Source organism: Streptomyces xinghaiensis S187 (genome assembly GCF_000220705.2).
GTDB lineage: Bacteria > Actinomycetota > Actinomycetes > Streptomycetales > Streptomycetaceae > Streptomyces > Streptomyces xinghaiensis.
The window spans coordinates 5,164,869-5,178,072 of sequence record NZ_CP023202.1 but is presented as its reverse complement, the minus strand read 5'-3'; the positions used below and the strand labels follow the sequence as shown (position 1 = coordinate 5,178,072).

Genomic DNA, 13,204 nt, shown 5'->3' with positions numbered 1-13,204 from the left:
GGGCCCGGGAACGAACGCACCGGTCAGCGCAGCTCAGCCGGCCCAGGTGACCCGCACCACGACGATCATCTGCCGACTCGGCACCGGCAGAAACAGAGCAGGCCCGCACCGAGGAAGTCGAGTGTCCGCAGAGCACCGCCCTCGCCGACCTCGCCGGCGTCGCGGCCGAGAACGGCCAGCTCCCGTGCGAGGCGTTCGACTTCTGTGACGACGTGCGCCGGGAGCCCGCCGACGACATGCTCGGCATCCGGGTCGTACTCCCAGACCCAGGCGTCACTCACGATTCCAGTTCCTCACTCGCCACACGAAGGATGCGGCCCACCTCAGCGGCCGCGGAACGCGCTTCCTCGGGGTCGGCGAGCGGATCTGCGGCTCGCTCCTGGCAGGCGTGGAAGCGCGCCGCGCGCTGCGGCCATCGTTCGATGTTGACGATGGCGCCCCAGTGCAGAGTGAATGCACGCACAGGCCCGAGGCTGCTGGTGCGCTGCGCGTTCGTCGCGGCCCGGGCAAGATGCCGGTTGAGCTCCGGAAGACGGCTCGGAACGATGTGCGCCACAGCCTCCCGCAGGGCATCCGGCGTGAGCGAGGGCATGGGAATGATGGGGCCATCGTTCTCGGTCGGCTGACTGCTCACGGCACTCTCCCACTCCGCTCGGTCTGCGGCACAGAGCCTATCGCTCCGGCCACCGCCGCCACCTCGCCCAATCGCACCATCTCGTCCGGAAAAGCGTGGACGGGACTGGGACGGTACCCCCCGCAGCGCCTCTCCCACCCACGGCGGATGCGCGGCGTCCGCGCGCCCCGCCCGGGTCTGTCGACTGACATCCTCACGGGCTCGCCGTGGGAGGCGGAGTCGACGGGATCGCCCTCGGCGTCAACTCGGCGTGAACATCAGCGGTGTCCTCGCTCGGGGTCAGCGTCGCGCCATTGCGGCGCAGCGCTGCGAGCGCCGCCGCGTTCTGCGCTGTGGTGTCCGCGACGACGACTCGTGCACCGGCCCTGGCGGCTTCGTCGAGAAGCACGCGCAGTACGGCGGTACCGATTCCGCGGCCCCGTTGGGAACGGGCCAGCCACATACCCGTTTCGAGGGCTTCCCCGCTGCCGCGGACTGCCAGGCGGGCCGCGCCCACGGTCTCCCCGTCGTGAATGATCGCGTAGGTGGACTCCCGGAGCGGGCCGGCGAGCCCGGCGCGCCGAGCGCGGTGCCAAGCCCGGAAGGCTTCCTGCCGTTCAGGCGTCCATCCCGGTGGCCCGGCCACGGGAGGCATGACCTCCTCCGGTGCCGCGTCATCGACGGCCACGGCGAGGAGCCCTTCGAGGCTCGCCTCGTCCATCCGCCGCAATGCCACCCGACCCATCATGGTGGTCTCCCTTTCACCGCACGCCCGACACGGACACCGCTTGTCGATCCTCACGTTCGTCGGGGTCCCGCGCGAGAGATTTCCGGGCGGAACCGCGGGCGTCCGCGATCGGTGTGGCCACCGATCACGGATGCGGCCGGCCTCCGAAACAAGCAGCGGCCCGGGTTGGCACACGGGCCATGTCTGGACTCCGGAGATGCGGGCAGGATGCCCGGTAGTACGAATGCCGGCCTTTCCGGCGTCGTACCGGGAGGTGTGCGATGGACTGGTGGCTGTGGTTGGTCATCGCCGGGGTACTGGCGGTGGTGGTGATCGGGGCGATGCTGGGCATCCAGGCCCGGCGCCGGTCCGGCGGTGTGATCGCGGTGCGCCGTGGCCGGGCGGGCGGGAAGGAGAGCTCATGAGCACGCTGATGCTGGCCTCGGAGATCGGCAAACGTCCCGTGGTCACCCTGTCCGGCGAAGCGGTCGCGCAGGTGAAGGACATCGTCTTCGAGAGCGGCGCGGGCCGGGTGGCGGGCTTCACGCTCAGCGGGCGGGGCATGTTCTCCGGCCCCAAGCGCCACGCCCTGCCCTGGACGGCGGTGACCGCCCTGGGCCCCCACGCGGTGATGATCCGCGACGAGGCGGCGTTCGAGGCCCGGAACGAGGTCGTCGACCGCGGTGAGGCGGGGGGCGGGGACGTGCTGGGCTCGCGCGTGCTGACCGACGCCGGCACGGACGTCGGGAAGGTCACGGACGTGGTCATCGAGGTGAGCGCGACCACGGCCGCCGTCGCCGGCTACCAGGTCGCCTCCAGTGAGGCGCTCGGCCGCCAGGAGCGCACGGTGTACATCCCGCTGGCGGAGACCGTCGCGGTCTCCGGCGAGGCGCTGGTGATCCCCGCCGCCGCGACCGATTTCGTCGCCGACGACCTGCCCGGTTTCGCCGGCATGGTCCAGGCGTTCCGCGCCCACCTCCAGGAGACCTGATGCTGCTCTCCCAGATCACCGGCCTGCCGGTCATGGACACGGCCGAGGCCCACCGGATCGGCAAGGTCGACGGGCTCGTCCTCGCCGCCCAGCCGCCGCGGGTCCTCGCCCTGCGGCTGAAGAAGACCGGCCGCTCCGGCTCCTACATCACCTGGGAGAACGTCCAGGCCATCGGCCACGACGCGGTCATGGCCCGCACCGATGCACTGCAGGACGCCGACGGTGAACTCGCCGCCCCCGCCGCCGTCTGCAAGGACTTGGTCGGCCGCCGCGTCCTCACCGTCCGGGGCGAAGAGGCCGGCACTCTTCAGGACCTCGACATCGACACCGGCACCGGAGCGGTGCTCACCGTGCACAGCGCCAACAACCAGCACCCCGGTGCCGCGCTGACCGGCGTCGGCTCCTACGCCCTCGTCGTCACCGCGGAGTCCTGACGCGGGACCCGTTCCGCCCGCACCGTAGGGCAGCCGGAGCTGCGGTCAGCGGTGGGCGTCGGGCACGCGACGACGGGAGGAGTGCGTCCCCGCGGCCTCTCGCGCAACCGGGACCGATGGTTCACGGGAGTGGAGGAGGGCCGTGTTGACGGTGGAGGACCACCGTTCGTACCAGGCTCCCTCGTCCCGGCGCAGCAGGACCGCCACCACCGGGCCGCCCCAGATGAGGACGCCCACGAGCAGGGTGAGGTGCGGAAGCAGGCGGCCGGCGAGGGCGGGGAAGTCGAGCGACGCCGTGTGGTGGGCCAGGGCCGTCCAGGCCAGGGCGAGGGGGCCGTAGACGATCCAGGCGCGCAGGGTGAGCCGCAGCGGGCCTGCCCGGGTGCCGTCGGGCCGGGTGAGGCGCAGGAGTACGGCCCGTTTGCCGGGGGTGGTCGCGAAGACGGCCGGCAGCAGCCAGAACCAGACCAGCCCGAGCGCGGCACCGACCGGCAGCGCGTAGTGCCGGCCGGTCGGCCAGGAGGTGGCGAGGGCGAGCAGACCGGTGGCCAGCGTCCAGACGATGAGCCAGCCGGCCAGGTCGGTGAGGAAGGCGAGGAACCGTCGGGTGAGGGTGATGCGCCCCGCGTAGCGGTGGCGTTCGCGCTCCGGGTCGTTGACGGGCAGGACGCGGATGAGAGGACCGGCTGCGAACCATCCCACGCACGCGCCGGCGGTGTTGAGCATGAGGTCGTCCACGTTGAACTGCCGGTAGGGACAGGCGTAGACGAACCACAGACCGGTGTACTGGGTGGTCTCGAAGAACAGTGAGGTGGTGAAGGCCACGAACGTCGCACGGAGCAGCCGCTGCCGCAGGTGGTAGCGCAGGTAGACGCCCAGCGGCAGGAGCAGCACGGCGTTGAGCAGGGTGGTCCATGCCGGGGCGAGACCGGCCAGCACGCCGGGTGACCAGCTGCCACCGCCCGCCGAGGAGATGGCGGCACGGAAGGCGAAGGGCTCCAGCTGCGGCTCGGCGGCGTAGTGGACGGTGGTGCAGTAATCGTCCGTGTCGGCGGGCAGCGGCATCACCGTCTGCAGCAGCGCGGCGAGCAGGTAGAAGACGAAGCTGTAGAACACGAGGACCGGCCAGCCCCCTGCCCGGCCGCGCCTGCGGTATCCGCGGACGGCGGCCGGCACCAGGATCACCGCGGCGACGAGCGGGAACCAGGTGACCGCGGCCTCGACGGGCAACAGGTAGGTGCGGAACACGGCGTGCGCTTTCTGCGGCTGACGGGCGGCGGGCTCCGCCCCGGACTGCGGGGAGCAGGCGGCACGGCGAACAGCCGGCGCCCCGAACGAACTGACCGGTCCGGAGGGCTCGGTGTGCATGCCGGGTAACAGACTAGGGCCCGCGCCGGCCGTCAACGCACACCATCACAGCAATGCACGCCCCGGAGGGTGCGTCCGCCCTGCGGGGGAGGCTTCAGCGCGCCGCTTCGCTGATGTCCTGGGTGCCGACGACGGCGAGCAGGTCGAGAAGGCCGGCGCTGTCGGTGCCGACCGCGGGGGTGAACCAGAGCAGCCGCTGCCGGCCGTCCTCGCTGAACAGGTTGAGGCAGTTGACCTCGATCAGGCCGAGTGCCGGATGGTTGAGGCGTTTGCGGTCCATGCGCCGGAACGCCACGTCGTGCTCGGCCCACAGGGCGGCGAACTCGGGGGAGGTGCCGAGCAGCGAGCTGATCATCGATCCGGCTTTGGTGTCCTTGGCGTCGCGCCGGGCGGCGGCTGCCCGCAGGTCGGCGACGAAGGCGCGGGAGTGGCTCTCGTGGTCGGCCTCGGGGTACAGCCGCCGGGCGCCGGGGTCGGTGAACCACCGGTGGACGAAGCTGGCCCGGGGGCCCCGGAAGCCGGAGTGGTCCCCGAGCAGCGCCACCGCAAGCGGGTTCTGTACGAGGGTGACGTGCAGGTCGGTGATGACCTGTGCGGGTGTCGACGTCAGACGCGTGAGCAGGTCGAGCATGCCGGGATGGACGTGCGAGGCGGCCGAGCCGGGCCCGGGCACCGGGCGGTCGGCCAGGCGGTACAGGTAGTCGCGCTCGTCGGCGGTCAGGCGCAGCGCCCTCGCCAGCGCGGCGATCATCTGCTCGGAGGGCTGGGAACCGGCTCCGCGTTCGAGTTCGGTGTAGTACTCCACCGATGCCCCGGCGAGCTGGGCGACCTCGTCCCGGCGCAGCCCGGGCACGCGGCGCCGGGGCCCGTGGGGCAGTCCCACGTCGGCCGGGCGGATGCGTCCGCGCCGCGACCGCAGGAAGACTCCCAGCTCGGTGTGTTTCACAGACCCCATGGCTCCCATTCTGCGTGCCGCCGCGCCGCGGACACAGGGGATGACATCCCCTGGTTCCGCCCGCCGGTCCCGCACATCGTGGAGGACATGACTACGAACCATCCCACTCCGGCGGCCGTACGGGCCGCTGTCGTCACCGGCGGATCGCGCGGCATCGGCCGGGCGGTGGCCCACCGGCTCGCCCGGGACGGCCTGGCCGTCGTGGTGAACTACGCCCGCGACGCGGGTGCCGCCGAGGAGACGGTGACGGCGATCACCGCTGCCGGCGGGCGGGCGATCGGCGTGCGGGCGGACGTGGCGGACGAGCACGCGGTCGCCGCGCTGTTCGACCGGGCGGAGCAGGAGTTCGGCGGCGTGGACGTCGTCGTGAACTGCGCCGGGCGGCTCGCTCTGTCGCCCGTCGCCGACCTCGACCTGGCCGTCCTCGACGCCGTGCACCGCACCAACATCCGCGGCACCTTCGTCGTCGCCCAGCAGGCCGCGCGGCGGCTGCGGGCGGGCGGCTCGTTCGTGGGGTTCTCGACCTCCGTGGTCGGCACGCGGTTCCCCGCTTACGGCGCGTATGCGGCGAGCAAGGGAGCCGTCGAGGCGCTCACGCTGATCCTCGCCCGCGAGCTGCGCGGGCGGGACGTCACGGTGAACGCCGTCGCCCCCGGCCCCACGGCCACCGACCTGTTCCTCGACGGCAAGACGCCCGAGCAGATCGACCAGCTCGCCAAGGCCCCGCCCCTGGAGCGGCTGGGCACCCCGGAGGACATCGCCGAGGTGGTCGCCTTCCTCACCGGCCCGGCAGGGCGCTGGGTGAACGGCCAGGTCCTCCGGGCCAACGGGGGCATGGTGTGAGGGCACCGCTCACGCCCCACGCCGGCCTCTGACCACCACGCCGGCCTCGGCCGGGAAGCGACCCCATTGCCGGAGGGAAGCAGCGCGCACCCCGGACACGCGCTCCCGCGCCACGGAAGAAACCAGCCCAAGGAGAATCAGCCATGCCCTTCGCCCACTTCAAGGTCCCCGCGGGCACCATCACCGCCGAGGACAAGAAGAAGATCGTCGAGCGCACCACCGACCTGTACGCGGAGATCTACGGTGAGCGGGCCCGCCCCACGACCGTCGTCCTCGTCGACGAAGTCGCCGACGGCGGCTGGGGCGTCGCCGGCGACGTCCTGACCGCCGCCATGCTCAACGGCGACGCCTGACCTCCACTGCGTGTGCGGGGCCCGCTGCCACGGTCCACGGCGCCGGGCCCCGCACAGCCCTGCCCTCAACCTCCGAAGCGGAGGCCGGCGGATACGACGCCGCTGGTGAACGCGGCCCAGCTCGGGGCCGCGACGCGGAGTATCGGGCCATCCGGGGTCTTGGAGTCGCGTATGGCGACGCTGCCGGGGATGTTCGTGGCCACCTCGACGCACTCACGGTCAGCGCTGCTGTGGCTCGACTTGCGATAGCGGTAGAGCGGCATGGCTCACAACTCCTTGCTGAGAGACCGGATATAGGCGGTGGATTCCCTCTCGGAGAGCGCACTGCGGACGAGCCGTTCGAAAAGTGCCTCATGTGCTGCGGCGCCCTCGCCACCCTCTGTCCAGAACTGCCCGAGAGCGGTCTCTGCATACACCACATCCATCGCGCCCGGTACCGCAAAGGACAGGATGTTGAATGACCCGCCCATGCCCACGTGTTCGCCGTGCGAGAAGGGAATCACGTTGACGTTCACGTGCGGCTTGCGCGCCACTTCCCCGAGGTGGTCCAACTGCTCGCGCATGGTCGGCGTCCCGCCCACCAGGTGGCGTAGCGCGGCTTCGTGGATCACCGCCTTCAGCTCCAGCGGTGGCTCGTCGTCCAATCGCTGCTGACGCGCCATCCGCGTTGCCACCAGCCGGTCACCGTTGTCGCTGTGGCCGTGCAAGGAATTGCCGGAGGCCAGCGCCCGGGCGTAGGCGGGGGTCTGCAGCAAGCCGGGGACGAAGCACAGCTGCCACGTTCTGATCACGGTCGCCGCGTTCTCCAGGGCGACGTACTCCTGCATCTCGCCCAGTTCGGGATGGTTGTTCCACCAGCCCTTCGCCTTGCGGCGTTCGCGGTCCACGCGGGCCAGGTCGAGGAGTGAGCGTTCGGTGTCGGTCCCCTCGACGCCGTAGAGCTTGCAGAGCGCGTGGATGTCCGGGTCACGGACGGGAACCCAGCCGCGCTCCAGTTTGGCGACCTTCGCCGTTGACGCCGTCAGGGCTTGCGCCGCTTGCGGCTGCGTCAGGCCCGCCGCCGTGCGCAGTCCCGTCAGCTCTCCGCCCAGTCTGCGCCCCAGGACGCTTGACGTGCTGTTTCCCTGCTTGGCAGGACTCTCTGTCACCTGTCGCTCCTCCTGCGTGAGGATGCTCAGTCTGCTGGGCGGCGACGGTGACGAGCAAACTCGATCGGTGGAAATCTTCCGGGTAGAGCTTGATAGCGCTAGCGAGGGTGGATACGTTCCGTGCCGAACTGCTCACCCCGTGACATCGGGCGGTCGCGTCTCCTCGCCGACCGCCCGGGAGCCGTCACGCCCGCCAGCCGGCACCAGGAGGTACGCCACCGTGACCGAACCCCACCTCTCCCCCGAACCCGCCCTCCGCACCGACGCGTTGGACTACACGCTGAGCCCGCGCAGTGTAGGGCTCGCGCGGCGGCGGGCCGCGCGGCTCGTCGCCGAGTGGGGGCACCCCGGGCTGGCGGGGGACACGGCGCTGCTCCTCTCCGAGCTGGCCACCAACGCCCTGGTGCACGGCCACGTTCCGGGTCGCCTCTTCCGCGTGGAGCTGTCACTCACCCGCGGTGCGCTGCGGATCGCGGTCTCGGACGCGCGCGGCGAGGCGCTGCCGCGTCCGCGTCCCGCGCCGCTCGCCGGTACGTCCGGGCGGGGTCTGCTCATCGTCCGGACGCTGGCCGCCCGGTGGGGCGTCACGCACCGGACGGTCGGCAAGACGGTCTGGTGCGAGCTGGATCTGCCCGCCGGTCCCGCCGGTCCCGCCGCACCGGCGGCAGTGCGGCGCATCGGTCTCGTTCCGGAGGAACGCGGCGGCGGGTCCGCCGGCTGAAGCCTCTCAGCCGGTCCACTGGTCGTACGCCAGCTTGGTGACCAGGGCGAGGACCACGACCACCAGCACCACGCGGACGAAGCCGCTGCCCCGCTTGAGGGCCGTACGGGCGCCGAGGGTGCCGCCCGCGAGATTGAAGAGGGCCATCAGGGCGGCCAGTTTCCACAGCACCGTGCCCTGCGCGGTGAACACCACCAGGGCGCCGAAGTTGGTGCACACGTTGACGATCTTGGTGGTGGCGGAGGCCGTCACCAGATCCATGTGGAGGATCGCCACGAGCGCGATGACCAGGAAGGTCCCGGTGCCCGGGCCGACCAGGCCGTCGTAGAAGCCGATGCCCAGGCCCGCGACCAGGATCGCCGTCAGGACGCGGCGCCGGGTCACCGGGCCGGTCATCACCGGGACCGTGGTGCCGAAGGACGGGCGGAGCAGGACGAAGGCCAGCACGCCCAGCAGGATGACGATGATCAGCGGGCGGAGCACCGCGCTCTCGACGCCGGCGGCGAAGAACGCCCCGAGCAGGGAGCCGCCGAGCGCCGCCAGTCCGATCCGCACAGCCGTCCGGACGTCGACCGGCGCCTTGCGCGTGTACGTCACGGCCGCGGCGGTGGTGCCGACGATGGACACGGCTTTGTTGGTGCCGAGGAGATAGGCGGGCGGAAGGTGCGGGAAACCCACGAGCAGCGCCGGGAGCTGGAGCAGTCCGCCACCGCCGACGACGGCGTCGATCCAGCCCGCGGAGAGGGCCGCCAGGCACAGCAGGGCCACGGCCGCCAGTGATATGTCGTCCATCCCCGCAGTTCCCGTTCACGGCGGAAGCGCTTCGCCGGCGACCGCACAGCCTGGGGAATCGTACGTGCGTCCGCACGGAAGCCCGGAACCGGCCGGGGACGGCAGTCCGAGCGGGCACGTACGAGTGAGCGGGCGGGCCCCGGACGGCGGCTCGGGCTACTGTGAACGGGGGCGCCCGCCAGCCCCTCAGCCAGTGGGAGGACGGCCATGACGTCAATGCTTGAGCGGCCGGTGACCATAAGCGATCCCGTCCCCGTGGATTTCGAGGAACTCTGCCGGGCCGTGGAAGAGCTGCACCTGCCGGACGGCTACAAGGCCGAGATCATCAGGGGGAAGATCGTCGTGTCGCCGTGGTCGCGGGCCTACTACTGGCGTCCCATGAAATCACTGCGCCGCCAGCTGCAGCCGCACGCGCCCGAAGGCCACGACGCCGACAGCGCCCCCTTCCTCTTCGTCTTCCCCCGGTCCGCGCGCGCCTACGGACCGGACCTCTTCGTCGCGGACGAAGCCGCTTTCGAGCACCGGAGCCCCCGTATCCCCGGCGAAGCGCTCTCGCTCGTCGCCGAGCTGACCTCCGTCTCCACCAAGGACGACGACTGGGCGGAGAAAGTCGCCGTGTACGGCAGGCAGGTGCCGGTGTACCTGCTGGTCGACATGCAGGCGGAGACGGCCACCGTCTTCTGGGACCCGTCCGAGCAGGGCTACCGCTCGCGGACCACGGTCACCTTCGGCGAGAAGCTCTACGTTCCGAAGCCGTTCGACTTCGACCTCGACACCGGCGAGTTCCACGCTCCCGGCCAGGGCGGCGACAGCGCCTCCTGAGCCTTGCCGCCGGTCCGGCTCGGCCCCCGTTCTTGTACGGCTGCGGCCAAGGGGGTGTCCGTGGTGTCCGTGGTGTCCGTGGTGTCCGTGGTGTCCGGCGCCGAGTGACCGCCCCGGGCCGTCATGAGCGCTGCCGCGTGACCCCTTACGACAGCACGCCCCCCCGGCGGGGCCGGCCCCCACCACAGGGTTGAACAGACTGACACTCCATGCAAATATTGTCAGCATGTTGGACGATGAGCGGCTCGACCAGATCCTTGATGCCGCATATGCGTGTTTCACCCGGCACGGCGTGCGGCGCACCACGATGGACGACATCGCCCGGGAGGCGGGCCTGTCCCGGCCCGGTGTCTACCAGTACGTCCGCAACAAGCAGGACGCGTTCCGCCGCCTGACCACCCGGCTGCTGGACGCGTCGCTGAGCGATGCCCGTTCCGCGGCGACGGCCCGGGGAGACCTGGCCGAGCGGCTCACCGGCGTGCTGGAGGTGAAGCTGCGGCTGCTCGCCGGGGTGTGGCGGGACAGCCCGGCGCACGCCGCCGAGCTGCTCGGGGTCGACTCCCGTGAGTCGGCGGATCTGCTGGAGGCCTACGAGACGGCCATGCGCGAGTTGCTCACCTCGGCCATCACCGCCGCCCGCCCGGATCTGCCGAAGGCCGGGGCGGACGAGGTGGCCCAGCTGCTCCTGGCCTTCACCCGCGGCCTGGAGGCCGACCTGACCGACCCGCAGGCCCCCGTCCGGCGCCTGCGCCACGGCGTCGCGCTGTTCGTCGCCGGCATGGACCACTACTCCGAGGAGTCCGCATGACCACGACCGCGATACTCATCACCGGGACCTCCTCGGGCATCGGCCGGGCCACGGCCCTGCGCCTGGCCGCCCGTCCGGACCTGACCGTCTACGCCACCGCGCGCCGGCCCGAGACGCTCGCCCCTCTCGCCGGGGCCGGGGCCCGCACCCTGGCCCTGGACGTCACCGACGAGGAGTCCATGGCCGCCGCCGTCAAGACCGTCGAGGCCGAGCACGGCTCGGTCGGCGTCCTGGTCAACAACGCCGGATACGGCGCGTACGGGACCGTCGAGGAGACCGATCTGGCCGAGGTGCGCCGGCAGTTCGAGACCAACGTCTTCGGTCTGGCACGGCTGACCCAGCTGGCGCTGCCCGGCATGCGCGCCGCCGGGCACGGCCGCATCATCAACGTCGGTTCCATGGGCGGCCGGCTCGTCTTCCCCGTCGCGGGCTACTACCACGCCAGCAAGTACGCGGTCGAAGCCCTCACCGACGCGCTGCGCTTCGAGGCCGCGCCGTTCGGGATCAAGGTGAGCCTGGTCGAGCCGGGCCTGATCCGTACCGCGTTCGGCGGCACCGCGGCCCGTACTCTGGCCGGCTCGGCCGCTGCGGCCGGCCCGTACACCCGGCTGAACGACGCGATGGACCAGCAGATGGCCCGGTCCTTCCAGTCGCGGACGCTGTCCGCCCCGCCCGAGGCGGTCGCCGAGGTCATCGAGCGCGCCGCCACCGGAGCGCGCCCGCGGACCCGTTATGTCATCACGCCCGCCGCCCGGCTGCTGGTGCAGATCCGCCGGCTGTTCGGTGCCGGTGTCTTCGACGCCTTCCTGCGCCGGCAGTTCAGGGCGGCGGTCTGACCGCGGGGCCCCACGGGAGCGGGTCCGGCTCACAGTGAGGGGCGGGGCCCGCTGAGGGCAGCGTTGCCCGGGGGAAACAGCGGGGATGCGGTCGGGAAACAGCCACCCCGCACGCTCTCCGTATGACCTCGAACAAGGAGCCGGACCGGGACCCGGGCCGCCGTCGCGTCGTGGTGATCGGCGGTGGCATGGCCGGTGCCCGGCTCGTGCAGCAGCTGACCGCCCTCGGCGTCGGTGCCCCCGCCGGCGGCACCGACGTCACCGTCATCGGCGAGGAACCGCACGGTCCGTACAACCGGGTCCTGCTCGCGGACGTCCTCGCGGGACGGTACGGGCCCGAGGTGATCGCCCTGCCCGCCCCCGGCGCCTCCGTGCGGCATCTGACCGGCGTGCGCGCCGTGCGGATCGACCGCGACGCGCGGCTGGTGCTGTGCGACGACGGGCAGAGCGTGCCGTACGACTCACTGGTGCTGGCCACCGGCTCCAACCCCGTACTGCCGCCCCTGCGCGGCCTGTTCGAGCACGACGGCCGCGACCTGCCGTCCGGGGTGCACCCCTTCCGCACCCTTGACGACTGCCGGGCGCTCGCCGAGGCCGTGCGCCCCGGCGTGCGCGCCGTGGTGATCGGCGGCGGGCTGCTCGGCGTCTCCGCCGCCCGGGCCCTCGCCCGGTGCGGCGCGCAGGTGGTGCTGGCGCAGCAGGGCGAGCACCTCATGGAACGCCAGCTCGACGCCGACGCCTCGGGCATGCTCCGCGGCCACCTGGAGGCGCTGGGCGTGGAGGTGCACACCGAGTGCCGGGTCCGCGGGCTGCGCACCCGGAGCGTCACCCGGGACGGCGGCTCGTCCGCCCGCGAGGTGACCGCCGTGGAGCTCGCCGACGGTTTCCGGCTCGACGCCGAGATCGTCGTCCTCGCCTGCGGGGTGCGGCCCCGCACGGGCCTCGCCCTGGCGGCCGGGCTGAAGGTCGCACGCGGCATCGTCGTCGACGACGAACTGCGCACCGACGACCCCCGCGTCCACGCCATCGGCGACTGCGCCGAGCACGACGGCACCGTCTACGGACTGGCCGGGGCCGCGCAGGAGCAGGCCGACGTCCTGGCCGGGGTGCTGGCCGGAGCCGCGGGCGGTCCTGCCCCGCGCTACCGCGGCACCCGGGCCCTGACCCGGCTCAGCCTGCCGGCCTGGTCCGGCCCGCCGCCGGCCGGTGGTGGCGGCAACGGCGCCGCCGCCACCGGCCGGACGGTCCCGCTCCCGGTCCCGGCGGACGACGGTGACCTGTCCGCCCTTCGCCCGGATCCGCGGCGCCCGGAGCCGCGGCCCGTCTCCGCCGGGGCCGCCACCGCTGCCGCCGGGGACGCCGCGGCCGCCGTGCTCGCCGCCCCCGCCGCCGCGCCGGGAACGGACACCACCGCCACACCCGGAGCGGACGGCTCCGGAGCCGGCGCCGCCGCCGGCCCGCTCGACCTCGCCGCCTTCGGCGAGACCACCCCCGCCCCCGGGGACGACGTCATCCATCTCTCCGACGCCACGCGCGGCGCGTACCGCAAGGTCGTCGTCCGCGGCGACCGGCTTGTCGGCGGAATCCTTCTCGGCGATCTCGGCACTGTCGGCGCGCTCGCCCGCACCTGGGAGGGCGACGAGCCGCTGCCCTCCGCTCCCCTGCTCCATCTGCTGACCCATGACGGAGGCTGCTGAGATGGCACCCGACCAGACGACCCGCCTCAACGGCGTGACCGGCGTGAACGGGACGTCCGCCGCGACCACGGGCACCGCCCCGGGCATCGCCACGGC

General features: G+C 72.5%; 18 protein-coding genes. 10 read left to right on the top strand and 8 right to left on the bottom strand.

What is annotated here, in order from left to right; genetic code table 11:
- Nucleotides 1–65: 65 nt before the first annotated feature.
- From SXIN_RS22080 to SXIN_RS22070, 3 genes are all read right to left on the bottom strand, one after another.
- Entirely contained in the window at nucleotides 66–281 is a 216-nt protein-coding gene (locus SXIN_RS22080; RefSeq protein ID WP_019709142.1) for a hypothetical protein, read from the bottom strand.
- Complete coding sequence (locus tag SXIN_RS22075) at nucleotides 278–634, bottom strand: hypothetical protein (protein WP_019709141.1); 357 nt, start codon at nucleotides 632–634, stop codon at nucleotides 278–280. The genes SXIN_RS22080 and SXIN_RS22075 overlap by 4 nt, the downstream gene beginning before the upstream one ends.
- 193 nt (nucleotides 635–827) lie before the next feature.
- Complete coding sequence (locus SXIN_RS22070; protein WP_019709140.1) at nucleotides 828–1,361, bottom strand: GNAT family N-acetyltransferase; 534 nt, start codon at nucleotides 1,359–1,361, stop codon at nucleotides 828–830.
- Between the two features lie 260 nt (nucleotides 1,362–1,621).
- Between SXIN_RS22070 and SXIN_RS31585 the strand changes: the two genes are divergently transcribed.
- Genes SXIN_RS31585 through SXIN_RS22060 form a run of 3 tightly spaced genes read left to right on the top strand, consistent with a single transcriptional unit; the run spans nucleotide 1,622 to nucleotide 2,765 of the window.
- The gene (locus tag SXIN_RS31585) at nucleotides 1,622–1,765 is read left to right on the top strand and encodes a hypothetical protein (protein ID WP_019709139.1); all 144 of its coding nucleotides are present in this window, start codon (nucleotides 1,622–1,624) and stop codon (nucleotides 1,763–1,765) included.
- Nucleotides 1,762–2,331, top strand: a complete 570-nt coding sequence (locus SXIN_RS22065) for a PRC-barrel domain-containing protein (RefSeq protein ID WP_019709138.1) — start codon at nucleotides 1,762–1,764, stop codon at nucleotides 2,329–2,331. Before SXIN_RS31585 ends, SXIN_RS22065 begins: the two co-directional genes overlap by 4 nt.
- Nucleotides 2,331–2,765, top strand: coding sequence for a PRC-barrel domain-containing protein (locus SXIN_RS22060; protein WP_019709137.1), 435 nt, complete (start codon nucleotides 2,331–2,333; stop codon nucleotides 2,763–2,765). Before SXIN_RS22065 ends, SXIN_RS22060 begins: the two co-directional genes overlap by 1 nt.
- Nucleotides 2,766–2,810: 45 nt before the next feature.
- Here the strand turns inward: SXIN_RS22060 and SXIN_RS22055 are convergent, their stop codons facing one another.
- Both SXIN_RS22055 and SXIN_RS22050 read right to left on the bottom strand, forming a co-directional pair.
- Nucleotides 2,811–4,133, bottom strand: a complete 1,323-nt coding sequence (locus SXIN_RS22055; protein ID WP_238153832.1) for a VanZ family protein — start codon at nucleotides 4,131–4,133, stop codon at nucleotides 2,811–2,813.
- Nucleotides 4,134–4,227: 94 nt separating this feature from the next.
- Nucleotides 4,228–5,097 (bottom strand): helix-turn-helix transcriptional regulator, encoded by an 870-nt coding sequence (locus tag SXIN_RS22050; RefSeq protein ID WP_192883618.1) that lies wholly within the window; start codon nucleotides 5,095–5,097, stop codon nucleotides 4,228–4,230.
- Between the two features lie 78 nt (nucleotides 5,098–5,175).
- Here SXIN_RS22050 and SXIN_RS22045 point away from each other — a divergent pair, with 78 nt between their 5' ends.
- Together SXIN_RS22045 and SXIN_RS22040 are read left to right on the top strand one after the other, a co-directional pair.
- Nucleotides 5,176–5,931 carry an SDR family oxidoreductase gene (locus SXIN_RS22045; protein ID WP_039821336.1) on the top strand — a complete coding sequence of 252 codons (756 nt, stop codon included), beginning with the start codon at nucleotides 5,176–5,178 and terminating at the stop codon, nucleotides 5,929–5,931.
- A gap of 143 nt (nucleotides 5,932–6,074) precedes the next feature.
- Entirely contained in the window at nucleotides 6,075–6,284 is a 210-nt protein-coding gene (locus SXIN_RS22040; protein WP_019709133.1) for a 4-oxalocrotonate tautomerase family protein, read from the top strand.
- 65 nt (nucleotides 6,285–6,349) lie between these two features.
- On the opposite strand, the gene SXIN_RS22035 is transcribed toward SXIN_RS22040, so the two are convergent.
- Both SXIN_RS22035 and SXIN_RS22030 read right to left on the bottom strand, forming a co-directional pair.
- A complete protein-coding gene (locus SXIN_RS22035; protein ID WP_019709132.1) occupies nucleotides 6,350–6,547 on the bottom strand; it encodes a DUF397 domain-containing protein in 198 nt (65 codons plus the stop codon).
- Between the two features lie 3 nt (nucleotides 6,548–6,550).
- Nucleotides 6,551–7,432 carry a helix-turn-helix domain-containing protein gene (locus tag SXIN_RS22030; RefSeq protein ID WP_019709131.1) on the bottom strand — a complete coding sequence of 294 codons (882 nt, stop codon included), beginning with the start codon at nucleotides 7,430–7,432 and terminating at the stop codon, nucleotides 6,551–6,553.
- A 220-nt stretch (nucleotides 7,433–7,652) separates the two neighbouring features.
- Between SXIN_RS22030 and SXIN_RS22025 the strand changes: the two genes are divergently transcribed.
- Nucleotides 7,653–8,153: an ATP-binding protein gene (locus SXIN_RS22025; protein WP_019709130.1), complete on the top strand. Its 501-nt coding sequence runs from the start codon at nucleotides 7,653–7,655 to the stop codon at nucleotides 8,151–8,153.
- A gap of 6 nt (nucleotides 8,154–8,159) precedes the next feature.
- On the opposite strand, the gene SXIN_RS22020 is transcribed toward SXIN_RS22025, so the two are convergent.
- On the bottom strand, nucleotides 8,160–8,945 hold the full coding sequence (locus SXIN_RS22020; RefSeq protein ID WP_019709129.1) for a sulfite exporter TauE/SafE family protein: 786 nt from the start codon (nucleotides 8,943–8,945) through the stop codon (nucleotides 8,160–8,162).
- 207 nt (nucleotides 8,946–9,152) lie between these two features.
- Between SXIN_RS22020 and SXIN_RS22015 the strand changes: the two genes are divergently transcribed.
- From SXIN_RS22015 to SXIN_RS22000, 4 genes are all read left to right on the top strand, one after another.
- Entirely contained in the window at nucleotides 9,153–9,767 is a 615-nt protein-coding gene (locus SXIN_RS22015; RefSeq protein WP_039821334.1) for a Uma2 family endonuclease, read from the top strand.
- Nucleotides 9,768–9,993: 226 nt separating this feature from the next.
- The gene (locus SXIN_RS22010) at nucleotides 9,994–10,575 is read left to right on the top strand and encodes a TetR/AcrR family transcriptional regulator (protein ID WP_019709127.1); all 582 of its coding nucleotides are present in this window, start codon (nucleotides 9,994–9,996) and stop codon (nucleotides 10,573–10,575) included.
- Entirely contained in the window at nucleotides 10,572–11,411 is an 840-nt protein-coding gene (locus tag SXIN_RS22005) for an oxidoreductase (protein ID WP_019709126.1), read from the top strand. Before SXIN_RS22010 ends, SXIN_RS22005 begins: the two co-directional genes overlap by 4 nt.
- Nucleotides 11,412–11,533: 122 nt before the next feature.
- On the top strand, nucleotides 11,534–13,108 hold the full coding sequence (locus SXIN_RS22000; protein WP_095757413.1) for an NAD(P)/FAD-dependent oxidoreductase: 1,575 nt from the start codon (nucleotides 11,534–11,536) through the stop codon (nucleotides 13,106–13,108).
- The last annotated feature ends 96 nt before the right edge of the window (nucleotides 13,109–13,204 follow it).